The sequence below is a fragment of the Gemmobacter aquarius genome (assembly GCF_003060865.1).
In the GTDB taxonomy this organism is placed as follows: Bacteria; Pseudomonadota; Alphaproteobacteria; order Rhodobacterales; family Rhodobacteraceae; genus Paragemmobacter; species Paragemmobacter aquarius.
Genome location: NZ_CP028918.1, coordinates 3575459 through 3597883 on the forward strand (window position 1 = coordinate 3575459; position 22425 = coordinate 3597883).

Annotated in this window: 21 protein-coding genes and 1 pseudogene; 6 read left to right on the top strand and 16 right to left on the bottom strand. The window is 64.5% G+C overall.

Annotated features, from left to right (window positions below; all coding sequences use genetic code 11):
• Positions 1–3 precede the first annotated feature (3 nt).
• The 11 genes and pseudogenes from HYN69_RS17305 to regB form a co-directional block, all read right to left on the bottom strand.
• On the bottom strand, positions 4–1101 hold the full coding sequence (locus HYN69_RS17305; protein WP_108436839.1) for an alpha/beta hydrolase: 1098 nt from the start codon (positions 1099–1101) through the stop codon (positions 4–6).
• 18 nt (positions 1102–1119) lie between these two features.
• Positions 1120–2418 (bottom strand): ATP-dependent protease ATPase subunit HslU, encoded by a 1299-nt coding sequence (gene hslU, locus HYN69_RS17310; protein ID WP_108436840.1) that lies wholly within the window; start codon positions 2416–2418, stop codon positions 1120–1122.
• On the bottom strand, positions 2415–2972 hold the full coding sequence (hslV, locus tag HYN69_RS17315) for an ATP-dependent protease subunit HslV (protein ID WP_108437290.1): 558 nt from the start codon (positions 2970–2972) through the stop codon (positions 2415–2417). Before hslV ends, hslU begins: the two co-directional genes overlap by 4 nt.
• Positions 2973–3042: 70 nt before the next feature.
• A complete protein-coding gene (gene trxA, locus HYN69_RS17320) occupies positions 3043–3369 on the bottom strand; it encodes a thioredoxin (protein WP_108437291.1) in 327 nt (108 codons plus the stop codon).
• 65 nt (positions 3370–3434) lie between these two features.
• On the bottom strand, positions 3435–6728 hold the full coding sequence (addA, locus tag HYN69_RS17325; RefSeq protein ID WP_108436841.1) for a double-strand break repair helicase AddA: 3294 nt from the start codon (positions 6726–6728) through the stop codon (positions 3435–3437).
• Positions 6725–9612, bottom strand: a pseudogene (gene addB / locus HYN69_RS17330) (double-strand break repair protein AddB). Before addB ends, addA begins: the two are co-directional and overlap by 4 nt.
• Complete coding sequence (locus HYN69_RS17335; protein ID WP_108436842.1) at positions 9609–10289, bottom strand: nucleotidyltransferase family protein; 681 nt, start codon at positions 10287–10289, stop codon at positions 9609–9611. Before HYN69_RS17335 ends, addB begins: the two are co-directional and overlap by 4 nt.
• The gene (locus HYN69_RS17340) at positions 10265–11257 is read right to left on the bottom strand and encodes an aminoglycoside phosphotransferase family protein (RefSeq protein ID WP_108436843.1); all 993 of its coding nucleotides are present in this window, start codon (positions 11255–11257) and stop codon (positions 10265–10267) included. Before HYN69_RS17340 ends, HYN69_RS17335 begins: the two co-directional genes overlap by 25 nt.
• Positions 11257–11709, bottom strand: coding sequence for a tRNA (adenosine(37)-N6)-threonylcarbamoyltransferase complex ATPase subunit type 1 TsaE (tsaE, locus tag HYN69_RS17345; RefSeq protein WP_108436844.1), 453 nt, complete (start codon positions 11707–11709; stop codon positions 11257–11259). The genes HYN69_RS17340 and tsaE overlap by 1 nt, the downstream gene beginning before the upstream one ends.
• 39 nt (positions 11710–11748) lie before the next feature.
• Complete coding sequence (locus HYN69_RS17350) at positions 11749–12879, bottom strand: PAS-domain containing protein (protein ID WP_108436845.1); 1131 nt, start codon at positions 12877–12879, stop codon at positions 11749–11751.
• A gap of 98 nt (positions 12880–12977) precedes the next feature.
• Entirely contained in the window at positions 12978–14366 is a 1389-nt protein-coding gene (gene regB / locus HYN69_RS17355) for a sensor histidine kinase RegB (RefSeq protein WP_108436846.1), read from the bottom strand.
• Positions 14367–14459: 93 nt separating this feature from the next.
• On the opposite strand from regB, the gene HYN69_RS17360 reads away from it, so the two are divergent.
• From HYN69_RS17360 to HYN69_RS17370, 3 genes are all read left to right on the top strand, one after another.
• Positions 14460–15074, top strand: coding sequence for an SCO family protein (locus HYN69_RS17360; RefSeq protein ID WP_108437292.1), 615 nt, complete (start codon positions 14460–14462; stop codon positions 15072–15074).
• Between the two features lie 72 nt (positions 15075–15146).
• Positions 15147–15701: an ActR/PrrA/RegA family redox response regulator transcription factor gene (locus HYN69_RS17365; RefSeq protein WP_108436847.1), complete on the top strand. Its 555-nt coding sequence runs from the start codon at positions 15147–15149 to the stop codon at positions 15699–15701.
• 68 nt (positions 15702–15769) lie between these two features.
• Positions 15770–16087 (top strand): H-NS histone family protein, encoded by a 318-nt coding sequence (locus HYN69_RS17370; RefSeq protein ID WP_108436848.1) that lies wholly within the window; start codon positions 15770–15772, stop codon positions 16085–16087.
• Positions 16088–16100: 13 nt separating this feature from the next.
• On the opposite strand, the gene HYN69_RS17375 is transcribed toward HYN69_RS17370, so the two are convergent.
• Positions 16101–16697, bottom strand: a complete 597-nt coding sequence (locus tag HYN69_RS17375; protein ID WP_108437293.1) for an HD domain-containing protein — start codon at positions 16695–16697, stop codon at positions 16101–16103.
• 107 nt (positions 16698–16804) lie between these two features.
• Between HYN69_RS17375 and ahcY the strand changes: the two genes are divergently transcribed.
• Together ahcY and HYN69_RS17385 are read left to right on the top strand one after the other, a co-directional pair.
• Entirely contained in the window at positions 16805–18193 is a 1389-nt protein-coding gene (gene ahcY, locus HYN69_RS17380; RefSeq protein ID WP_108436849.1) for an adenosylhomocysteinase, read from the top strand.
• 166 nt (positions 18194–18359) lie between these two features.
• Positions 18360–18701 carry a DUF2853 family protein gene (locus tag HYN69_RS17385; protein WP_108436850.1) on the top strand — a complete coding sequence of 114 codons (342 nt, stop codon included), beginning with the start codon at positions 18360–18362 and terminating at the stop codon, positions 18699–18701.
• Positions 18702–18879: 178 nt separating this feature from the next.
• On the opposite strand, the gene HYN69_RS17390 is transcribed toward HYN69_RS17385, so the two are convergent.
• From HYN69_RS17390 to tsaD, 4 genes are read right to left on the bottom strand one after another with little or no spacing between them, the layout of a single operon-like run.
• A complete protein-coding gene (locus HYN69_RS17390) occupies positions 18880–19293 on the bottom strand; it encodes an EVE domain-containing protein (protein ID WP_108436851.1) in 414 nt (137 codons plus the stop codon).
• Complete coding sequence (locus HYN69_RS17395) at positions 19293–19562, bottom strand: YciI family protein (RefSeq protein WP_108436852.1); 270 nt, start codon at positions 19560–19562, stop codon at positions 19293–19295. The genes HYN69_RS17390 and HYN69_RS17395 overlap by 1 nt, the downstream gene beginning before the upstream one ends.
• A gap of 4 nt (positions 19563–19566) precedes the next feature.
• Positions 19567–20511 carry an NAD(P)H-dependent glycerol-3-phosphate dehydrogenase gene (locus HYN69_RS17400; protein ID WP_108436853.1) on the bottom strand — a complete coding sequence of 315 codons (945 nt, stop codon included), beginning with the start codon at positions 20509–20511 and terminating at the stop codon, positions 19567–19569.
• Positions 20508–21599 (bottom strand): tRNA (adenosine(37)-N6)-threonylcarbamoyltransferase complex transferase subunit TsaD, encoded by a 1092-nt coding sequence (tsaD, locus tag HYN69_RS17405; RefSeq protein WP_108436854.1) that lies wholly within the window; start codon positions 21597–21599, stop codon positions 20508–20510. Before tsaD ends, HYN69_RS17400 begins: the two co-directional genes overlap by 4 nt.
• Before the next feature lie 42 nt (positions 21600–21641).
• On the opposite strand from tsaD, the gene HYN69_RS17410 reads away from it, so the two are divergent.
• Positions 21642–22361, top strand: a complete 720-nt coding sequence (locus tag HYN69_RS17410) for a uroporphyrinogen-III synthase (RefSeq protein WP_108436855.1) — start codon at positions 21642–21644, stop codon at positions 22359–22361.
• Positions 22362–22425 lie beyond the last annotated feature (64 nt).

Sequence of the window (22425 nt, forward strand, 5' to 3'; positions counted from 1 at the left end):
CGGTCAGTCGAGCCGGTAGCGGGTGAGTTGACCGACGGGGCGCAGGATGATCCGCGTGGCGCTTCTCACCGTGAGGACCACGCCGGGCAACAGGCCGGTCCTGCCGGATACATCGCCGCCGAACGCCTCTTCTACCTGCGATATGCTGCCCATCAATGTGATCAGTGCGGGCGAGGTGCCGGGCACGAAATGCCCCGCGCCGGTCGAGAAGGCGCCGACATCGAAATAGGTCACCTCGAGGTCTGCCAGCCGCGTCACATCGGTGAGCGAGCCAAGCCGCCCCTGCTGGCCGGTGATCAGGGCCGAAAGGCGCAGGACGCGGTCACGGTCGGAGCCGAAGATGAGGAAGGGTTGCGGCAGGATGCCGATATCCTTGGCCTGCATGCGGAAGATGTCGACATCGATGTCGGGCGAGAACAGTACCACGCCGGACACCTGCGGCATCACGCGGCCATCGCGGATGGCGATGCTGCGCAAAGCCTCCATCGTCAGGAAGCCGCCCATGGAATGGGCCACCAGCGTTACCTTGGTGGCGCCTGCCGCGACGGTTTCGCGGATCAGTGCTTCCAGCCCGCCGCGCGCGAACATGACGCTGTCGCGGTCATAGACATAGCCAAGCGGTTCGGCGGCAGAGGACCAGGAATAATGCACCGCGACGCCCGGTAGTTTCAGGTCGTTGTGAAGCTGGGCGATGCGGTAAAGCCCTTCGGTGAAGGTGTTGTTGAAGCCGTGCACGAAGATGATCGCCTCGTGCCCCTTTACGTCGAAGGCCTTGGCGAGATCGGTGCGGAACCGCGTTTCGGTCGGGTATTGCACCTGTGCGGTGGTCAGGAAATCGGTCCAGGCGTTCAGCTTCTTGCGCTTGGGGTAGCTGATTTCGCCCGGCTGCCTGTCGGGCGGGACCGCCACGTCATAGCGGGCGAATTGCATCACCTCGGACCGGCCGCTGCCGTATATGCCTTCGTCCCCCAAGGCGCGGGTCGTGCCCACGAAAACGGATGTCACCTCGCCTATCGCGGTTTCGGGCGGCACGATATACATCGTTCCGCGCGGGGCGCAGGCGGTCAGGACCGACAGGAAGACCAGAACGATGACGCGCAATGCAGCTCCTTTTCGGGGTCAGAGCACGTATCGCGAAAGGTCAGCCGACCGCGACAAGGCGCCAATGTTCGCTTCGACGAACGCTTCATCGACCGTTACGGTTTCACCCGACCGGTCCGGTGCGCTGAAGGACAGTTCTTCGAACACCCGTTCTATCACGGTATAGAGCCTGCGCGCGCCGATGTTTTCCACGCTGCGGTTCACGTCTGCGGCAATGCGGGCAATGGCGGCGATGCCGCCGGTGGTGAAGGAGACGGTGACCTCTTCGGTGGCCATCATAGCGGAATACTGGCGCGTCAAAGCGTTTTCGGTTTCGGTCAGGATGCGGACGAAATCATCTTCGGTCAGGGCGGTAAGTTCGACGCGGATCGGCAGGCGGCCCTGTAGTTCGGGCAGCAGATCGGAAGGTTTGGCGATGTGGAAGGCGCCCGAGGCAATGAACAGGATGTGGTCGGTTTTCACGGGGCCGTATTTGGTGGACACCGTCGTCCCTTCGATCAACGGGAGCAGGTCGCGCTGCACGCCCTCGCGGCTGACATCGGCACCGCGGGCATCGGCGCGGGCACAGATCTTGTCGATCTCGTCGAGGAAGACGATGCCGTTTTCCTGCACCGCTTCGAGGGCGGCGGCCTTTACCGCCTCGTCGTCCAGCAGCTTGTCGGCTTCCTGTCCGATCAGCACGTCATAGCTGTCGGCGACCGTCATGCGTTTGCGGGTCGAGCGGGCACCGAAGGCTTTGAACAGGTCTTGCAGGCCCTGCATCTGCAGTTCCATGCCGTTGCCGCCCGGAAACATGCCCATGGGGGGCGCGTTGTCTTGCACGTCAAGTTCGATGAAGGTCTGGTCCAGTTCGCCGCGTTTCAGTTTGGCGCGAAACATCTCGCGCGTCTGTTCGCGGGCGTCCTTGCCGGCGAGCGCCTCGACCACCCGCTCTTCGGCGGCCTTTTGCGCCCGCGCTTTTACGTCATCGCGCATGCGGCTGCGGGTTTCGACCAATGCAGCGTCGACCAGATCGCGGATGATGCTGTCGACATCGCGGCCGACATAGCCGACTTCGGTGAACTTGGTCGCTTCGACCTTGAGGAAGGGCGCCTTTGCCAGCTTGGCCAGACGGCGGCTGATTTCGGTCTTGCCCACGCCGGTCGGGCCGATCATCAGGATGTTCTTGGGGTAAACCTCGTCGCGCAGGTCATCGCCCAGAAGCTTGCGCCGCCAGCGGTTTCGCAGGGCCACGGCAACGGCGCGCTTGGCATCGCGCTGGCCGATGATGAAACGGTCAAGTTCAGAGACGATTTCGCGCGGGGTCAGGTCGGTCATGCGGAAATCCTTTCCACCGTCAGGTTTCCGTTGGTGTAGACGCAAATGTCTGCCGCGATCGCCATGGCTTTGCGGGCGACTTCCTCGGCGGGCATGTCGGTGAGCATCAGGCCGCGGGCGGCGGCCAGTGCGAAGTTGCCGCCCGATCCGATGGCCGCCACGTCATGTTCGGGTTCCAGCACGTCGCCTGCGCCGGTCAGCACATAAAGATCGCGCCCGTCGGTCACGATCAGCATGGCTTCGAGGTTGCGCAGGTATTTGTCCATCCGCCAATCCTTGGCCAGATCGACGCAAGCCCGCGCCAATTGCCCCGGAGAAGCTTCGAGTTTCTTTTCCAGCCGTTCGAGCAGGGTGAAGGCGTCGGCCGTCGAACCGGCGAAACCGGCCACCACGTCACGCCCGCCGGGGGAAAGGCGGCGCACCTTTCGGGCCGTGCCCTTGATCACGGTTTGGCCAAGGCTGACCTGCCCGTCACCGGCGACCACAACCTCGCCGCCGCGGCGCACTGCCAGAATGGTCGTGCCGTGCCAGCCCGGAAATCTATCATCCGCCATGGTCTTACCCCCGAAATCCGAAGGGCGGCCCGTCAGGACCGCCCCCAAAGCTGCGCGATTGCGCGAAACATCAGATTGCCGACTGGATCCACGTCGCCAGCGCCGCCTTGGGGGCTGCGCCGACCTTGTTGGAGACGACTTGGCCGTTCTTGAACAGGAACAGCGCCGGAATGCCGCGCACGCCCAGTTGGGCCGGGCTGTCGGGGTTTTCGTCGACGTTCACTTTGACGATCTTGACCTTGCCCGCATATTCCACGGCCAATTCTTCCAGCGACGGGCCGATCTGGCGGCAGGGTCCGCACCATTCGGCCCAGAAATCGACGACGACCGGAACGTCCGACTGGCGGACTTCGGCGTCAAAGGTTGCGTCGGTCACGGCGACGGTTGCGTTGCCCATCTTCATCTCTCCAAATGGATTGTCGGGTTGGGAAGCTAAGGACGCCCAGCCTGAACGTCAAGGTATCACGTCCCAGTTATAGTGGCACGCGACAATGCCGCACTCAGGATATCGTGATCCAGCGGCATGAGCGTGGCGGTCCGGGTCCACAGGATCGCCACCTTTACCTGCTTGCCCGGATGCACCTGACGCAGGGCGTCGGCATAGGCCCCCATCTGGCGCAGGATGCCTTCGGGCACATCGGCAGGGCGGGCGGGGACCATGCGGTTCGATTTGTAATCGACGGCGAGCACGTGGTCAGCGCCGATGACCAGCCGGTCGATCGTGCCCAGCATGCGACCAAGGGGCAGGTCGGCGGTGATTGCCACCTCGGCCAGACCTTGGGAGAAGAGGGCGGGGTGGGCTGCCAGAACCGCCCGCGCCTCGGCCAGCAATTCGCCACGCAGGGCGGCGTCGGGGATCAGGGTTTCGGCGGCAGCTTCGCCCGATTGGGGCAGATGTTCCAGAAGCAGGTGCAGGGCGGTGCCTCGGGTCTTGGCGGTTTCTTCGTCCAGCCCGTCGCCTGAAAGCGCCTTGGCGCCGCCAAGGTCGGAGGGCGACACAAGCCGCGCTGTGCGTGCGACCTCGGGGGCGGCTTGCCGCGACCAATGGGGCAGATCGACCGCCGTTTCGGGCACGGACACTTGCGGGGCGGGCGCGGGCCAGTCGCCAAAGGCGTAGCGCAGGCGCCCTGCGTCATAGGGCACGGCGCCTTCGGCCTGCATCGCGCCAGCCACCAGCCCCCACCATGCGCCTTCGGTTTTCACCTCGCCCGCGCCGCAGACGATGAGCCATGCGCGTGCGCGGGTGAGCGCCACGTAAAGCAGGCGCAGATTTTCGGCCTGTTCCTTTTGCTTGCGCGCTTCGCGGGCTGCGGTGATCGCGGCGGGGCTGGAGTCGGCGTTGGTTTTCCAGACGGGGCGGCCTGCGACTTCGAACACCTCGTCGCGTTCGCGGCTTTGGCGGTCGCAGGTGTCGGGCAGGATGACGATGGGGGCTTCAAGCCCCTTGGCGCCGTGGACTGTCATCACGCGGATGCGCGCACCTTCGCTGTCCATCTGGCGTTTCACCTCGACCTCGTCGGTCGAGAGCCATGTGAGGAACCCCGTCAGGCTGGGCACGTCGGTACCTTCGTAGACCAGCGCCTGCGAGAGAAGTTCATCGATGCCATCTTCGGCCTCGGCCCCCAAGCGCGCCAGAAGGCGGCGGCGACCGTCATGGCGTGTCAGGGCGCGTTCGATCAGGTCGAAGGGGCGCAGGAAATCGGCTTGGTCGAGCAGGTCGCGCAGCATGTCATGCGTGGCGGCAAATTCGGGCCGCCCGCGCAGTTCCTGCCAGAGATAGCCCCGCCTCGGTTGGGCCAGCGCGTAAAGTTCGGCCTCGGTCCAGCCGCAAAGGGGCGAGCGCAGGACGGATGCAAGCGACAGGTCATCTTCGGGGGTCGCGAGAAAGGAGAGCAGGGCTGCGATGTCCTTGACCGCGAGTTCCGCGCCCAGTTTCAGCCGGTCGGCCCCTGCGATCGGCAGGCCGCGCGCCTTGCAGGCGCGGATTATTTCGGAAAACAGTTCCGACCGGCGCTGGACGAGGATCAGGAAATCGCCCGCATGGACGGGCCGCGTTGTGCCATCGGGCAGGGGGATGCTGGTGCCTGCGTCGATCAGGGTCTTGATCTCGTCGGCGATCTGGCCTGCCAGCCGTGCGAAGTGATGCTCTTCGGTGATCAAATCGACGGGGTTTTTCCAGTCATCCTCGGGGTTCTTTTCGGCCTTGGCGATCAGCGGCCACAGGTCGACGCGGCCCGGCATGGCGGCGCGAAAGGCGATGTGTTGCACGCTGTCGCCCAGCGCCTGCGGGAAGCGCGAGCCGAAGGTGGCATCGACCACGCGCAGGATCGCGGGCGAGGAGCGGAAGGAGTGTTCAAGGACAAGGGATTGAAACATCCGGCCCACCGCGCCGAACTGGGTGCGAAAAGTGCCGTGCTTTTCGTCAAAGGCGGCGACATCGGCGCCTTGGAAGGAATAGATCGACTGCTTCTTGTCGCCCACGACGAAAAGCGTGCGTTCGACATCGCGGGCAGAGCTTCCGGCGGTGAATTCGGCGGCGAGGCTTTCGATCACGCGCCATTGGTCGGGGCCGGTATCCTGCGCCTCGTCCACCAGAATGTGGTCGATGCCGCCATCGAGCCGGAACAGCACCCAAGCGGCAACGCCCGGATCGGTAAGCACCTTGCGGGCGCGGGCGATCAGGTCGTCAAAGTCGAGCCAGCCGCGTGCGGCTTTGCGCTGTTCGTAAAGCGGCAGGAAGGCTGCGGCGAAGCGGTGCAGGGTGAGGGCGCGCTCCATCGCGGCAAGGGCGCAGCGGGTTTCGCGCGCGTCCTGCACGCGGGTCATCAATTGGTTGAGCTTGTCGATGGTCGTGCCCAGCGCAAGGCGGGTGTCTTTGGTGGGGAAGCTGTCGACCTTGGCGCCGTGGGGTGATTTGGCATCTGGCCCGAACAGGAACAGGTCTTCGCAGGCGGTGAGAAGATCGAGCGTTGGCGCGGTGAAATCCATGACCGAGAGCTTTTCAGCGCCTTTCAGATCGGTCGATTTGCCCTGCGCCATCGCGGCGATCACGGCGGGCATCCAGAGCGTTTCGTCGCCCATAAATACCCGCGACAGCAGGGTTTGCACCGTTTCACCCTGTTGCAGATCGAAAAGCAGGCGGGCTTCGGATTCGGTCAGGGGGGTTTCGAACTTGGCCCTTTGGCCCACGATCTGGCTGACGAGCGACCCGAAATCCTCGCCCGTCCATGCGCGTGCGACCTCGGCGATCACGGGGTGGGCGGCTTGGGCCATTTCCTCGACGATTTCGTCGCGCAGCAGGCGGGCGGTGCGGTCGTCAAGCTCGGTGAATTGCGGGGAAACCCCCGCTTCCAGCGGGAAGCGGCGCAGAAGCGTGGCGCAGAACGAGTGGATGGTCTGGATCCGCAAGCCGCCCGGCGTTTCGATGGCGCGGGCAAAGAGCCTGCGCGCCTGTGCCAGCAGGTCGGGGTCAAGCGCGCCTGCCTCGCCCAGTTCGGCGAGCGAGCGGCGCAGATCGGGGGCGGGCAGCATCGCCCATTCACCGAGGCGGCGGAACAGGCGGTTCTGCATCTCGGTCGCGGCGGCCTTGGTGTAGGTCAGGCACAGGATGTGCTGCGGTTCGACCCCCTTGAGCAGGAGCCGCGCCACGCGGTCGGTCAGCACGCGTGTCTTGCCCGACCCCGCATTTGCGGAAAGCCATGTCGAGGCGTCGGGCGTCGACGCCTGAACCTGCCGCTCGGATGCCGATACGTTCATTTGCCCACCACTTCGGCGACTGCGGGGTCGCTCGTTTCCCACTCGCCATAGCGCGACAGGTGGTCGTAATCGCCTGCGAACCGTTCTTTCTGCACCGCCCGCCGCGCGGTGAAGCCCGACTCTTCGTCAAGGTAATGCGCGATCAGGCGGTAAAGGCCTTCCCACACCTCGGCCGTCACTTCGGGGGTGATGTCGGTTTCTTCCAGCTTGGGGCTGCTGCCAAGCCCGACATAGGAAATGAGCGCGACCTGCGAGCCTTCGAGCCCCTTGAAGGCATCGCGTTCGGCCATGGCGGCGGCGAGGAGCAGTTGCTTGTCGAAGGATTTTTGCGCCAACTTGGTCGGGGGGTTCCGGTCTTGTAATCGATGATGTGCAGTTTGCCATCGGGCAGGCGGTCGATCCGGTCGGGCGTTCCGGCGAGGGTGAAATCGAGACCGGTCAGTTTGACCTTGCCCTTATCCTCAAGCCAGACCGGCACGCCGCCTAGCCGCGCATCGAAGGACAGGAAGAAATCGGCTGCGCGGGCCATTCGTGCCAGCCACAGCGCCCGCGCGGCGGGCCAAGGGGTTTGATCCATCAGCACCCGCGCCGCGATGTCGAGGAGGCGCGCCTTGGCTGCGGCCCGTGTCTCGCCCTCGACTCGCGTCTTGGCGAAGTCTTCCAGAATTTTGTGCAAGACCTGCCCGCGCAAGGCGGCATCCGCCTCGGGGCGCAGGGGGTCGAGCGGGCGAAGGCGCAGGATATATTGCGCGTAGATCGCGTAGGGGTCGCGGATAAGCAGGCCCACGCGTGTGACGGCCAGTTCCTTGGGGCGGACCGCGACCGGGGGCTTGGGCGAGGGGCGGTGCGCGGGGGCAACTGTTGCCTCTGGTTCTTCGAGCTTTGCCGCCCGCTTGACCCAGACGCGGCCCCGCGCGCGCATGGCGGCCAAGGCGGCCTTGCCGTTCTGGTCGGGCAGGCCCTCCATCAGGTTCATCAGGCGGTTCAGCCAGCGCGAGGGGACGGTTTCGGCCTCGGCGTTGCGGGTTGCCCGTGACAGCACGACACGGGGCGCGGCGATGGCCTGCTGATAGTCATGCGCGGAAAGGCCGATCTGGCGTTCGGGCAGCAAGAGGCCCGCATCCTTACGCATCTTGCGGTTCAGCCACGGGTCGGGTTCGGGCATTTTGGGCCAGATGCCATCGTTCAACCCGCCCAGAATGACCATTTCGGCGCCCTGAACCCGCGCTTCCAGCGTGCCCCAGATCATCACATGCGGGTGCGGTGTCGTGCTTTCGCGCACCTCGCCCTTGGCGATGACCGCTTCGAACAGGTCGCGGTAATCGGCCACGCCGAACAGGCCGCCCGCATCGGCCTCGGCCTGCAATTCCTGCATGGTGGACAGGGCTTTGGCGCCTGCCTCTTTGTCCCAGAGACCGGCTCCGGCCAAGCCTTCGGCCACGCGCCAGTGCAGGGCGACGTGGTCGATCAAGGGGGCCTCGGCGGCGCTTGCCAGTGCGTCCAGCCCATCGGCCACGCCGTTGCCCCATAGGGCGGCACCGTCTTCGGGGCGGGCGGTTGCCCAGTCGCGCAGGAAAGCGCCATCGGGGAAGGCGGGGCCTTTGCGCCGGAGCCTCAGTTCCAACTCGCGCGTCAGGCGCAGGTGCAGGCCCCTGTCGCCGCCCGACAGCGCGAGCGGATGCTTGAGCAGGGCGAGCAATGTGTCAGAGGTCAGCTTCCTGCCCATCAGCCCCGCGACATGCCGCAGGAAGCGGCCCGGAGGCGTCAGCGCCAGCGGGCGGCCTGCGCTGTCGTCGGGCAGGATGCCCCAGCGGTCGAGCGCGGCGGTCACCTGACGGGTCAGCATCCGGTCGGGCGAGATCAGCGCAGCCCGCACGCCGTTTTCCGCCGCCTCGCGCAGGACGAGGGCGATGGCAAGCGCCTCGGCCCGCGGGGTTTGCGCTTCGATCAGGGTCATGTTCGCGGTGGCGGCAGTCAGATCGGGCAGCGTGGCGCCTTCGGCCAGCCATTGGTCGGTGACGGGGGCGGGGCGGAGCGAGAGCGAGACGAGGCGGTTGCGCCCAGTGTCGGGCACCGCAGTGTCGTGCCACAGGCCGACATCGGCGGGGCTTATGCCCAAGGCATCGATCAGCCGCCGGTAGCGGAATTGCGGATGATCCTCGGCGGTCATTGCGTCGCCCATACGGTCCCATACGCTGGCGGGCATGTCGAAATCATAGCCCGGCAGCACCAGCACGCCCTGCGGCAGGCGGGCCACGGCCTGCATCAAAAGCGCGGTGGTGCCGCGCGAACCAGTCGAGCCCGCCACGATCACCGGCCCTTGGGGCGGGGCGGCCTGCCACAGCGCCAAGAGCCGCTCTACCACCATGCGCTGACGGGTCTGTGTGTCGGGCGCACCGCCCTGAAAGAAGGGGGCGACGATGCCCAGAAAGGCCTTGGTACGCGCCCAATGGGCCGAATGGTCCGACACGTCGACCGCTGCCACGGCATCGGGCGAGACGCCTTCGCCGTGCATTTCGTCCATCAGCCCGGCCAGACTGTCGGCCAGATCATACAGCGCCGCACGGGGCGCGAGGTCGGGCTGCGCTTCGAGCAGGCCCGCAACCAGTTGCGTCAGTTCGAGCCGCCGCCGCAGGCCAGACACCGCCGCAGGAACGCCGGGGATGCCTGTGCCAAGGTCGGTGACGAGGGCGAGCCGTGGCAGGTAGGCCGCGCCTTCGGCCACCAGCAGTTCGGTCACCCGGCGCCGCATCCGCTGGGTGTTGAGGTAAAGCGTGACACCCGCCATCGCCTCGGGTGGCTGGCCAGCCATGCGGGCGCGAAGGCCGGCGACGAGGGCGGCGGGGAAATCGACGCCGGGGGCGAGTGCGAAGACGCCGTTCATGCGCGGGCCAACAGGGCTTCGGCTTCGGTGATGCCTGCGGGATGGCCGACATCGCACCAGCCGCCACGATGGACCGCGCCGAAAAGACGGCCGCTTTCGATCATGCGGTCCCAGAGCAGGTTGAGGGAGAAAACCGTCTCTGATATGGCCAAAAGCCCCTCGGTCCGCAGGATTTGTGCGCCGAGGTAGACCGTGCCGCGCGCGCCCTTTGCGCGGGTCAGGTGGCCTTTTTCATCCATCACGAAATCCCCTGTCGGTTTGCCCACGGCGGCATCGGGCAGCAGCAAGAGTAGCCCGTCCATCCGCGTATCGTCCCACAGGGCTGCAAGCTGATCCAGCGGGTTCGCGCCGGTCCAGACCGCGTCGGTGTTCAGCGTCATCACCGGACCTTGGCCAAGCAGGGGCAGGGCGGCGCGCAGCCCGCCACCGGTTTCGAGGATCGGGTCTTCGTGGTTGACCGTTACGCCCTGCGCTTTCAGATGCGCGGCCAGCGCGTCGGGTTTGTAATGCACGTTGGCCACGATCCGCTTGGCCCCTGCGGCCACGGCAAGCGCGTGGTCGATCAGGGGGCGGCCCGCCACCTGAACCAGCGGCTTGGGCTTGTCGGCGGTGAGGGCGCCCATGCGCGTGCCGAAACCCGCCGCGAAGAGCATTACCGCAAAGACATCGTGCCGCATTTCGCGCTTATCCTTTCCAAGGTGTCGGCTGTCGGTTCGGGCAGGGCACGGCAGGCCTGCGCGAGGTCGGCCAAGGCCGGATGCGCCAGATTGCGCTGCAACTGGCCCCAGACGCGGGGCATGAGCGGCAGATACCCCGCCTTGCCCGATTTCAGGCATAGCCGCGCAAAGACGCCCATGATCCGCAAGGCGCGCTGCGCGCCGAGGACGGCGTAGGCCACGTCGAAATCTTGTGCTCCGGTCGCGGCGACGAAGCGGGCCTTCATGGCCGCTTCGGTTTCGGGGGACACATCGCGCCTTGCATCCTGCAGCAGCGATACGAGGTCATAGCCAGGCTGGCCCAGTTGGCCGAGCTGGAAGTCGAGAAGCCCCACGCGGGCTACGCCCGACCGCTGCGGCAGCCAAAGCAGGTTTTCGGCGTGGTAATCGCGCAGGATCATCACGCGGGGGCCGTCGGCATGGCGGCGCATCAGATGTGCCAGCACGGTAAGGTCGCCCGATGCTTCGCCGGTCGCGGCGAAGCGATACCATGTAAAGGCGAATTCGGCAGCCTTGGCCCAATCGTCGGCGGACAGGTCGGGCAGGTCGGGCAGGGGTGTTGCCCGTTGCAGCGTGACCAGCGCGTCGACGGCTGCGGCGTAGAGTTCGGCCTCGCGGCTTGGGTCGCGTGCGACCAGACGGGCGAAAAGGCCGTCACCAAGGTCTTCGAGCAGCAGGAAGCCGTTGGCGTAATCGCTTGCCAACACCTGCGGAGGCGACAGGCCCAGCGCGGCGAGATGGGACGCGATGCGGGCAAAGACCGCCGGATCGTCGGCTCCGGGCGGGGCGTCCATCAGCACGGCAGAGCGGTCGCCGAGAACGAGGCGGTCATAGCTGCGGTCCGATGCATCGCCTGCGAGAAAGCTGCGGGTTGCCGCCGACCATCCGGCCTGTGCGACGAAGGCATCGGATAGGGTGCGCCGGTCCATCAGGAAAACCCCTGCGCCAGCGCGTCGAGCCAAGGCAGGTTGCCCGAAAGCGTTGCAATGCGTCCCTCACCCTCGGCCCGCAGCGATACGCGGACGGCGTGTTCGGGCAGATAGCTGCCCAGACGGTCGGGCCATTCGATCAGGCAGATCGCGCGGTCGAAGGCGTCATCGAGACCCAGTTCCAGCACCTCGTCGGGGTGGGTCAGGCGGTACAGGTCGGCGTGCCAGATTTCGACATCGGCGTCGTACACCTGGACCAGCGTGAAGGTGGGCGAAGGGACATCTTCGAACCGTCCCAGCCGTGCGCGGATCAGCGCGCGCGCCAGATGCGACTTGCCCGCACCGATCGGCCCTTGCAGCAGCAGCGTCTGGCCGGCCGACATATGGCTTGCCAGCCATTCCCCCAAGCGGGTGGTGGCGTCTTCGTCGGGCAGGGCAAGCGTCACGGTCATGGCGGCAGTCTTACCGCGCCCCGTTGCGGCTGCAAGCGGTCAACCGGCCATCTTGGCCTTGTGCCGCGTGACCGAGGCCATACCGTCTGGTATCGCATGGTCGGGCGGCAGCGGGCGGAAGGCCGCCATGGTCGCCCCGCTCCAGATTGGCGCGAGGCGGCAGGCGATCAGCCGCCCGTCGAGAAGCCGCGCTTCGGCCTGCCAAGGTTCGCGGTCACCGGCGGTTTCGATGTATTCCTCGATCCATTTCCACAACGGATCGGGCGCGGAGGCCTCGCGCCAATGCGCGGCGATCTTGCCGATGCTGCCTTCGCCCATCTGGGTGCCCGGATCGTGGCCCCAAAGCGCGGCATAGGCCGCATTGCTGAGCACAAGCTGGCCGCTTTCTGCGAAAACTGCGATTCCGTCTTCCATGGTGTCGATCACCGACTGGGCGAGTTCCATATCGGCACGGTAGCGCCGCGACCTGAGCATTTCGGTCGAGATGTCTTCGAGCAACAGCGCAAAGGCGCCTTTTGCCTGCGGGCGCAGCGTGGCGCGATAGGTCACGCCACCGGGCAGGCCCCACAGTTCTTCGTGCGCCGAAGCGGTCGGGGACATCGGCAGTTCGACCATCATGCGCCGCCACGCCAGCCAATCTTTTGGCTCGGGCAGCATGCCCTTGCCGCGCAGCGCATCGAGCACCGCGCCGAAACCGGGCCGCCGCATCAGGAATTCGACCTGCAGCCCCGTCATGTCGGCCAATGCCGGATTGAACATCTGCAAGCGGCCCATCGCATCGAACAGCCCGAGGCCGGTGTCGAGCTGGGCGAAAGTATCGCTCATGGTGGTGCGGAAATCGCGCAATGCGGTTTCGGCGCGGATCACACCGTCAAGCGGGACAGCGGTGAAAACCTGCCCTTCGCCATCGGGGTGAACGGAAACCTCGAACCATTGACCGTCGAGTTCCGACCGGCCCGGCCCCTTGGGCAGAATGACGTTGCCCAGACGCAGACAGGCGGTGTTGCGGGCGCTGACCGTGCCTTCGCCATCGACCGACCAGACCGGAAGCGCCAAGGCGTCATGCCCGGCGGTGCCGGTTTCCCTGGATCGCAACTGGACCAGAAGCGCGATCAGCGCGGCCCCGATGACCGAAGACAGGATCAGCTGCGTGACAAACCAGAAATCCATGGGCGCACCCGTAAATGATTACGAACACACTCGGATCAAATGCTTAATTCTTTGTTAACCCAAAGAAAGAAAGCCGCAGCGTCGCATCTTTGCGCCACCTAACCCTTTATCGGTTGGTTCTCGCCCAGCGCGCCCTGCGACGGAGCTGCGATTTCACCCAGTTTCCAGACCAGTTCGACGATGGCGCCGCAACGTTCAGGCCGTTCGTCGGGCGACAGGAACGGATCGGAGGCGTTGGCAAAGGACAATTCGGCCCCCGTCCGTTCGAGCAGGGTCTTGGCGATGAACAGGCCCAAGCCCATGCCTTCGTATTCGCGGCGGGTCATGCCGTCCTGTGCGGTGCTGCGCGAGCGCACGAAAGGGTCTCCGATCCGGCCGATCACCTGCGCGGGGTAGCCCGCGCCGTCATCGACGATCCGCACCGTGACCAGACGGTCTGTCCATTCACCGTCGACCCAGACGCGCCCTGCGGCGAAGTCGACAGCGTTCTGGATCAGGTTTCGCAGGCCGTGGATCACTTCGGGCCGACGCAGGATAAGCGGTTGCTTCGCATCGCCTCCCGATCCGGCATAGACCGTAAAGACGATATCCTTGCCCCGGCCCATATGCGGCTCGGCCGCTTCGCGCAGTACGGATTCGAGCGGCGCGTTGCGCAGGTGCAGATCGTCTTTGCCTGCCCGCCCCATGCCGCGCAGGATGTCGCGGCAGCGGTCGGCCTGATCGCGGATCAGCTTTGCGTCTTCCAGCAGCGCCGGGTTGTCGGCCAGTTCCTCCATCATCTCGGTGCTGACCAGTTTGATCGTGGCAAGCGGGGTGCCAAGTTCATGCGCGGCGGCGGCTACCACACCGCCAAGGTCGGTCAGCTTTTGCTCGCGCGCGAGCGCCATTTGCGTCGCCAGAAGCGCATCGGACATCGACCGCATTTCGGTTGCGATCCGCCGCGAGTAAAGGCCCAGAAAGACGATGCCGATGACGATGGCGAGCCAGAAGCCGAATTCGAAGACCACCGGCACGCGGAGCGGCACGCCATCTGCCAGACGCAAGGGAACGTTTACCAGCGTGAACAGGGTCGTGAACAGCACGGCAAGTGCCCCCAGCACCAGCGTGGTGCGGAGTTCGAGCGCCGAGGCCGAAATCGTCACGGGGGCAAGGATCAAAAGCGCAAAGGGATTGGTCAGCCCGCCGGTCAGGTAGAGCAGGAAAGAAAGCTGCGACAGGTCGAACAGCAGCGTCAGCATCGCCTCGGCTTCCGAAAGGCGCTTGTTTTCGGGGTAAACGAAGCCCGAGACGAGGTTGGCGATGACCGACGCGCCGACGGCCATGTAGCACAGACCCAGCGGCAGGATGATGCCGTAAATTTGGTCAGCCGCCGTGATTGCGGCAAGTTGCCCGCCGATCGCCATCCAGCGCAGAACGATCAGCGTGCGTAGGCGCACCCAGTCGCTTCGGGTCGAGCCCGTGAAAAGGTCGAAACCGGGGCGTGACATGGAGCAAAGCCTTGCGTGACGAAGTTTCGCATTGTTATGGCGGGCGGCATCGCGGATCAATGCGGCGCAATTGCAGGCAGGGAGACAGGAACCATGGACCGGATTTACGTAGCTTTGGCCGCAGCGGTGACTGTCGGGCTGGTCGGGGGCGTCTATGGTTACGCGCAGTTCGCCAAATCATCCGATCCCTATGCAGACTGCCGTGGCGGCACTGTCGGTGGTGGCGATATCGGCGGCCCCTTCACGCTGGTGGACCAGAACGGCGAGACCGTGACCGATGTCGATGTGTTAACCAAGCCGAGCCTTGTCTATTTCGGATATACCTATTGCCCCGATGTCTGCCCGCTAGATGCGGCCCGCAATGCCGAGGCGGTGGATATTCTGGAAGAACAGGGCTTCGAGGCGCAGCCGGTTTTCATTTCGATCGACCCTGACCGCGACACTCCGTCAGCCTTGAAGGAGTTCGCCGCCAATATAGATGATCGCATGGTGGCTTTGACAGGCACGCCGGAACAGGTCGCGCAGGCATCAAAGGCCTATCGGACCTATTTCAAGAAGCAGGAAGGGGACGATCCCGAGTTCTATCTGATGGACCATTCGACGTTCACCTATCTTGTGCTTCCGAAAAAGGGTTTCGTCGATTTCTTCCGCCGCGATGACAGTGCAGAGCTCATCGCGCAGCGCACGGCTTGTTATTTGTCCAAGTGATCAAATCTGGTGATCAAATTTGACCGCGCCGTCATAAAAGTCTAGCTTTGCTTATCGTTTCAGGGGAACCAAATGGCTGATGAACTGCATTCCGACCTTGGCCCCGACCGGTCGCTTTTGCTGGTCGACGATGACGAGCCTTTTGTGAAGCGGCTTGCCAAGGCGATGGAAAAGCGCGGCTTTGTGCCGGAAACCGCTGAAAGCGTGGCGGCTGGTCGGGCGATTGCGCTTGCCCGACCTCCTGCCTATGCGGTGGTCGATCTGCGACTTGAAGACGGCAACGGGCTTGATGTCGTCGAAGCCCTGCGCGAGCGCCGTCCCGATTGCAGGATTGTCGTTTTGACAGGATACGGCGCCATTGCGACGGCGGTGGCTGCGGTTAAAATCGGGGCGATAGATTATCTGTCGAAACCTGCAGATGCGAACGACGTGACGAATGCGCTTTTGTCGCGGGCGGAATCGCTTCCTGCCCCGCCGGAAAACCCGATGTCGGCCGACCGTGTGCGCTGGGAACATATCCAGCGCGTCTATGAGATGTGCGACCGCAACGTCTCGGAAACCGCTCGCCGGCTTTCGATGCACCGCCGCACGCTTCAGCGGATTCTGGCAAAGCGAAGCCCGCGCTGATCAAATTTATTGCCAGTTGCATGTTTGGCTATTAAAACCCGATTATCCAATGGACGGGGAATCCAAGAATGGCCGAGTTGAACACCAACGAAATGTCCTTGAAAGAACTCAAGGACCTGCAATCCCAAGTGAACCGTGCGATCGCATCTTTCGAGGACCGCAAGAAGAAGCACGCTTTGGCAGAACTTGAGGAAAAGGCCCGCGAAATGGGCTTTTCGCTTGCCGAATTGACGGGCGCCACGGTTCCGCGCAAGCGCGCGCCCGCTTCGGCGAAATACGCCAATCCGGCCAATTCGGGTGAAACCTGGTCGGGCCGTGGACGCAAGCCGCGCTGGTTCGATGCCGCGCTCAAATCCGGCAAGCGCCCCGAAGACATGGCGCTTTAAGGCATAACCGCCTTTAAGCTGCGGTAGCGCCGATCAATTGGTCGTGACGTGAAACGAATTCCGCCCGCACTGTTGCGGGCGGTCGTAGTTTTATCTCTAACCCGCGCACGGCCAAGGCATCTGGTTTGCCGAACAGCCTGTCAGCCTCGGCCTGACCGAAGCCCGCTATCTGGACGGCTTCGAGCCATGCCGAAATACGGTCTGCTGCTTTTATCGCCTTTTTGATCGGTCCCGGCAAAGCGGCAGGCAGGCCGAAACGCAGATGCACAGCTGCGGTCAGGCGTTCGTCCAGCACGCTGTAACCGGGCCCGATGGCCGATTTTACCGGACTGATCATATCGCCGATAACGTATTCCGGCGCATCGTGCAAAAGCGCCGCCAACTGCCACCGCGCCCCGATACCCGGATTGCAGCGGGCGAAGATCTGTTCGACCAGCAAAGAATGTTCGGCCACGGAATAGGGCCAATCGCCGTGCGTCTGCCCGTTCCAGCGCGCGACAAAGGCCAGACCATGGGCGATGTCGGCCACCTCGATATCCATCGGCGTCGGGTCGAGCAGGTCGAGCCGCCGCCCCGAAAGCATCCGTTGCCACGCCCTTGGCTGTTTCATTCCGGTCCCCTTGTCGCATGAAACCATACCGATCCGCGCCTTGCATTGTCGAGTGGCACAGTCCGTGCTATCTGCCCCTGAAATTCAAGGGTGCAAGGAGCAGGCAAATGCCTAACGATTATGTAGTGAAAGATATCGCGCTGGCCGAATTCGGCCGCAAGGAACTGGTCATCGCCGAGACCGAAATGCCGGGCCTGATGGCCTGCCGCGAGGAATTCGGCGCGTCGCAGCCGCTGAAGGGTGCCCGCATCGTCGGGTCGTTGCACATGACGATCCAGACCGCCGTGCTGATAGAGACGCTGAAATTCCTTGGCGCCGATGTGCGTTGGGCGTCGTGCAACATCTTCTCGACCCAAGACCACGCCGCCGCCGCGATCGCTGCTGCCGGGATTCCGGTGTTTGCGGTCAAGGGGCAGACGCTGACCGAGCATTGGGATTACCTCGATAAATCCTTCATGTTCGCCGAGGGCGCGAACATGATCCTCGACGATGGCGGTGACGCCACGCTTTACGTTCTGCTTGGCGCCCGCGCCGAAGCTGGCGAAGACATCATCCCCGTTCCGGCGTCGGAAGAGGAAGAGGTGATCAAGAAGCAGATCCACAAGCGGATGAAGGAAACTCCCGGCTTCTTCACCAAGACCAAGGCCGCGATCAAGGGCGTTTCGGAAGAGACGACCACGGGCGTTCACCGCCTGTACGAGCTGCACAAGAACGGCCAACTGCCGTTCCCGACGATCAACGTGAACGACTCGGTCACGAAATCGAAGTTCGATAACAAATACGGCTGCAAGGAATCGCTGGTCGACGGCATCCGCCGCGCCACCGACACCATGATGGCCGGCAAGGTTGCCGTGGTTTGCGGCTATGGCGATGTGGGCAAGGGTTCGGCGGCATCGCTGCGCGGCGCTGGCGCGCGTGTGAAAGTGACCGAAGTCGACCCGATCTGCGCCTTGCAGGCCGCCATGGACGGGTTCGAGGTGACGCTGCTGGAAGACGAGGTGAAAACCGCCGACATCTTCATCACCACGACCGGCAACAAGGACGTGATCCGCATCGAGCATATCCGCGAGATGAAGGACATGGCGATCGTCGGCAACATCGGCCACTTCGACAACGAGATTCAGGTTGCGTCCTTGCGGAACCACAAATGGACCAACATCAAGGAACAGGTAGACATGATCGAGATGCCGTCAGGCGCTCGCATCATCCTTTTGTCCGAAGGCCGCCTTCTGAACCTTGGCAACGCCACGGGCCACCCGTCGTTCGTGATGTCGGCGTCGTTCACCAATCAGGTGCTGGCCCAGATCGAGCTATGGACCAAAGGCCAGGACTATGCACCGGGCGTCTATATCTTGCCCAAGCATCTGGATGAAAAGGTTGCGCGCCTGCATCTGAAGAAGATCGGCGTGAAACTTACCGAACTGCGCGCCGATCAGGCTGCCTATATCGGCGTAAAGCCCGAAGGTCCGTTCAAGGCCGAGCATTACCGCTACTGATCTTTCGGTCATGGCGTGAACGGGGCCAGAGGAAACTCTGGCCCTTTTTGCATGCCAAGGCGGTGCTGCAGCGCAGCGCACAATTCCTGCTTGTGTCATGGCAAAGCTTGGTTAGCATCCAGCGCGCGGGGAGGCCGCGATGTGAGACACAAGGGAAGCTTTAGTCATGAGCAAACGCACCGAATTAATCGCCAAATACGCCGAAGACCTGAAAGAGAAATGCAAGGTCAACCCGGACCTGAAACTTCTCGAGAAAGTCACCATCGGCTGCGGTCCGGCGATCTATAGTGCCGACAGCGAAACCGTCGCCGGCAGCGATCCGGCCGAGTTGGAAACCGTGAAGAAGAATTTCCTGATCAAGAAGCTTGGCCTTGCCGATGGCCCAAAGCTGACCGAGGCGCTGAATGCCGTGATCGACACCTACGGCCGGTCCGAGCGGAACAAGTATCGCGCGGTGATCTATTACATGCTGGTCAAGCATTTCGGCAAAGAGTCGGTCTACGCCTGACCGACCCGTAAAATTTGCCAAAAATGCCGGGCAGTTCGCGTTTGCGGAATCGCCCGGCATAAGGCAATTTTGTTTCCACAGGGCAGGATGCCCGGGACCCGATTTACAGTCACGCGTGGTGCTCAGGGGAGCGCGTGGGGTGGATGGAGGGTCCCGTAGGGGTGCGGGGCCCTCCGTTTCAAACGCCGCCCATCCGGCAGATTAGCGCCCATTCCGCCGCCGCTACCGGCTGAACCGACAGGCGAGAGTTCTTCACCAACACCATATCGGCCAATTCGGGCACGGCCTTGATGTCATCGAGCGTCACGGCGCGCTTGAAGGGCTGCTTTGCCTGAACCATCACGCAATCCCAGCGCGGGTCATCGGTCGTGCTGTCAGGGGCCGAGGTGCGGGTCACTTCCATGATCCCGACCACCTCTTTGCCGATGTTCGAGTGGTAAAAGAACGCCAGATCGCCAAGCTGCATCGCCCGCATGTTGTTGCGCGCCTGATAATTCCGCACGCCGCTCCATTCCTCGCCCACCGCGCCTTTGGCCAGCAGGTGCGACCAGCCGAAAACGTCAGGCTCGGATTTCAGCAGCCAGAAGGCCATCAGCCGATGACCTTTTTCCATTCGCGGATGTCGACGCTTTCGAACAGGCCCGCCTTGGCGTAGGGGTCGGCTGCGGCCCATTCCCGTGCGGCGTCGAACGTTTCGACATTCAGCACCACGAGCGACCCGCACATTGCACCACCGTCGAGGAACGGCCCGGCCATTTCCACCACGCCGGAGGCTTCGATATGCGCCAGATGCGCCGCGCGGTTTTCTTGCCGCACGGCCAGATGACCGGGTTTGTCGATACAGATCAGCGCCACGCGCATGGGGTCACTCCGCTTTCAAAGGTCTGGTCAAAAGGGACTGGATCGCGGCCGAAAGGTCAATCCTGCCGTCGACGAGTGCGGCCACCATGGCTGTCACCGGAAGGTCGATGCCACGCTCGATGCCAAGTCGCGCCACCGCCCGCGCCGTGGCGACGCCTTCGACGGTTACGCTGGCGTTGAACGGCGTGCCCGCGCCCAGCGCATGGCCGTAGCTGAAGTTGCGCGACTGCGCCGATCCGCAGGTCAGGACCAGATCGCCAAAGCCCGAGAGACCCGCCAGCGTTTCGGCCCTTGCGCCAAGTGCGAGCGCGAGTCGCACCATTTCGGCGTAGCCGCGCGTCATCAGGGCTGCGCGGGCGGATTCACCAAGACCCGCGCCGATGACGGTGCCTGCGGCAATGGCGATCACGTTTTTCAACGCTCCGCCCAGTTCGGCGCCGGTCACATCGACCGTGCGGTAGAGCCGCAGGACGGGTGTGGACAAAAGGCGCTGCAAACGCTGGCCCGCCGCGTCATCGGCACAGGCCAGTGTCAGCGCGGTCGGCAGACCCCTCGCGATATCTGCCGCGAAACTGGGGCCGGTCAGCAGGGCCACCGTCGCCTTGGGTCGCGCCTGTGACATAAGGGTTGCAGGCCCCGTCAGTGTTTGCAGATCGACGCCCTTGCAGCAGGCGACCAAGGTTTGCGCCTGCATGTCCGAGCCGCGCAGAAAGCCAGCCACGGCCTGCATCGGCAGGGCGAGAAGCACAGCTTCGGTCTGGTCCATCGCAGAGAGTTCTGCCGTAACAGTGACACTGTCAGGCAGTCTTACCCCGCCAAGCCGGTCTGACATGCGCGATGCGGCGAGAGGCCCGACATCGCGGCCCCAAAGCCGGACCTTATACCCTTCGCGGCCCAGCGCCACGGCCAGCGCGGTGCCGAAGGCTCCGGCGCCGACGACGCCGATCATGCCTTGGCCCCCTTTTTGCCCGAGCCGATCATGGGGGCGGCGGTTGCGTCGAGCGGCCAGCGCGGGCGGGCCACCAGATCGGTCGGCCCGCCCAGACCTGCGCGAAAGCGTTCGATCCCGGCCCATGCGATCATCGCGGCATTGTCGGTGCAAAGCCGCAGGGGAGGCGCGAGGAAACGCACGCCGGATGCGGCGCAAACAGCCATTAACCCTGCCCGAATGGTTTGGTTCGCCGCAACGCCGCCTGCCACGGCCAAGGCCGGTTCGGCAGGGCCAAGCGGCAGGTAAAGCGCCAGCGCGCGCCGTGTCTTTTCGGCCAGAACCGCAGCGACGGCTGCTTGGAACCCCGCGCACAGGTCGCGCCGGTCTTGCACGGTGATGCCGCCTTTTTCGGCGATCAGTGCATCGCGGGCGCGCAACAGGGCCGTTTTCAGGCCCGAGAACGACATATCGCAACCTTCGCGGTCAAGCAGCGGGCGGGGGAAGCGGAAGCGCGTCGCATCGCCAAGCGCCGCCTCGCGTTCGACCACAGGACCGCCCGGTTGGGGTAGGCCGAGGAGCTTGGCGGTCTTGTCGAAAGCCTCGCCGGGGGCGTCGTCGATGGTGCCGCCCAACCGCTGGAAGTGGTCGACGCCATGGGCGATCAGGAACTGGCAATGCCCGCCGGATACGAGGAGCATGAGGTAGGGAAAGGCGAGGCCATCGGTCAGGCGCGGCGTAAGCGCGTGTCCGGCAAGGTGGTTTACGCCCAGCAGGGGCTTGCCCGACCCTGCCGCCAGCCCCTTTGCCAGCATGACGCCCGACAAAACCCCGCCGATCAGGCCCGGACCGCTTGTGACCGCGATGCCGTCGACATCGGCGAGGGAAAGACCCGCCTCGGCCAAGGCGCGTTCGACACAACCGTCAAGCCGTTCGGCATGGGCGCGGGCGGCGATTTCGGGCACCACGCCTCCGAAATCGGCATGCAGGGCGGTTTGGCCCTCGACCACCGAGGACAGGACTTCGCCGCCCTTCTCGCCCCAGCGGACCACGGCGGCGGCGCTGTCATCGCAGCTCGATTCGATGCCAAGGAAGGTGAGAGATGCCATAGCCATTGCCCGCAGGGTTTCATGCGGGGTAACACCCTAGGCATGACCCCGCAATCCCGCGCCATTCCGACGCTGCTTACCCGCCCGCGCGCGCAGGGCGACCGCTTCGGCCTTGCGCTGGCCGAACGCTTCGGTGTGCGGCTGTCGATCTGTGTCTCGCCGCTGATCGCCCCGCATTTTCTGGACGGGGCAATCGGGGGGAAACCCTATCGCGCGCTGATCCTGACTTCGGAAACGGGGGCGCTTTCGGCGGCACGGCACGGGGGGCTGCCTCGCCTCGCCTATTGTGTGGGCGAGCGCACTGCCGCCACCGCCCGCAGCCTTGGGCTGACGGCCATTTCGGCGGACGGGGACGCAAGTGCGCTGGTCGCGCTGATCCTGTCATCGGGCGAAACCGGTCCGTTGTTGCACCTGCGGGGCAAGGATGCGCGTGGCGACATTGCCGCCACGCTGCGCCGGGCGGGGCTTTCGGCGGATGAGGCCGTGACCTATGACCAGCGCCCCGAGCCGTTGACGGCGGAAGCCCGCGTGATGCTGGACGGGGCGGCGCCTGTGCTTCTGCCGCTGTTCTCGCCCCGGACCGCTGCCATTCTGGTGGCGCTTGGCCCGTTTCGTGCGCCCTTGATGGTTGCGGCACTATCGCCTGCCGTGGCCGAGGCGGCGGCTTTGCTTTCCCCCGTCCGTCAGGCAATTGCCGACGCGCCGAACGCGGACGCGCTGTTAACCGCCATCTCAACAATCGTTGACGTGCCAATCGCTTGAACCGTCGTGGCGCGGGGGGTTAGGGTGGGCCCAGAATCCGCCCCCAAAGGGCTGCGAAAGGATC

Coding starts and splice junctions, on each gene's coding strand:
- hslU (WP_108436840.1), bottom strand. CDS start 2,418: ATGACCGACCTGACCCCGCGCGAAATCGTCTCTGAACTTGACCGTTTC.
- hslV (WP_108437290.1), bottom strand. CDS start 2,972: ATGGCGGATGATAGATTTCCGGGCTGGCACGGCACGACCATTCTGGCA.
- trxA (WP_108437291.1), bottom strand. CDS start 3,369: ATGGGCAACGCAACCGTCGCCGTGACCGACGCAACCTTTGACGCCGAA.
- addA (WP_108436841.1), bottom strand. CDS start 6,728: ATGAACGTATCGGCATCCGAGCGGCAGGTTCAGGCGTCGACGCCCGAC.
- HYN69_RS17335 (WP_108436842.1), bottom strand. CDS start 10,289: ATGCGGCACGATGTCTTTGCGGTAATGCTCTTCGCGGCGGGTTTCGGC.
- HYN69_RS17340 (WP_108436843.1), bottom strand. CDS start 11,257: ATGGACCGGCGCACCCTATCCGATGCCTTCGTCGCACAGGCCGGATGG.
- tsaE (WP_108436844.1), bottom strand. CDS start 11,709: ATGACCGTGACGCTTGCCCTGCCCGACGAAGACGCCACCACCCGCTTG.
- HYN69_RS17350 (WP_108436845.1), bottom strand. CDS start 12,879: ATGGATTTCTGGTTTGTCACGCAGCTGATCCTGTCTTCGGTCATCGGG.
- regB (WP_108436846.1), bottom strand. CDS start 14,366: ATGTCACGCCCCGGTTTCGACCTTTTCACGGGCTCGACCCGAAGCGAC.
- HYN69_RS17360 (WP_108437292.1), top strand. CDS start 14,460: ATGGACCGGATTTACGTAGCTTTGGCCGCAGCGGTGACTGTCGGGCTG.
- HYN69_RS17365 (WP_108436847.1), top strand. CDS start 15,147: ATGGCTGATGAACTGCATTCCGACCTTGGCCCCGACCGGTCGCTTTTG.
- HYN69_RS17370 (WP_108436848.1), top strand. CDS start 15,770: ATGGCCGAGTTGAACACCAACGAAATGTCCTTGAAAGAACTCAAGGAC.
- HYN69_RS17375 (WP_108437293.1), bottom strand. CDS start 16,697: ATGAAACAGCCAAGGGCGTGGCAACGGATGCTTTCGGGGCGGCGGCTC.
- ahcY (WP_108436849.1), top strand. CDS start 16,805: ATGCCTAACGATTATGTAGTGAAAGATATCGCGCTGGCCGAATTCGGC.
- HYN69_RS17385 (WP_108436850.1), top strand. CDS start 18,360: ATGAGCAAACGCACCGAATTAATCGCCAAATACGCCGAAGACCTGAAA.
- HYN69_RS17390 (WP_108436851.1), bottom strand. CDS start 19,293: ATGGCCTTCTGGCTGCTGAAATCCGAGCCTGACGTTTTCGGCTGGTCG.
- HYN69_RS17395 (WP_108436852.1), bottom strand. CDS start 19,562: ATGCGCGTGGCGCTGATCTGTATCGACAAACCCGGTCATCTGGCCGTG.
- HYN69_RS17400 (WP_108436853.1), bottom strand. CDS start 20,511: ATGATCGGCGTCGTCGGCGCCGGAGCCTTCGGCACCGCGCTGGCCGTG.
- tsaD (WP_108436854.1), bottom strand. CDS start 21,599: ATGGCATCTCTCACCTTCCTTGGCATCGAATCGAGCTGCGATGACAGC.
- HYN69_RS17410 (WP_108436855.1), top strand. CDS start 21,642: ATGACCCCGCAATCCCGCGCCATTCCGACGCTGCTTACCCGCCCGCGC.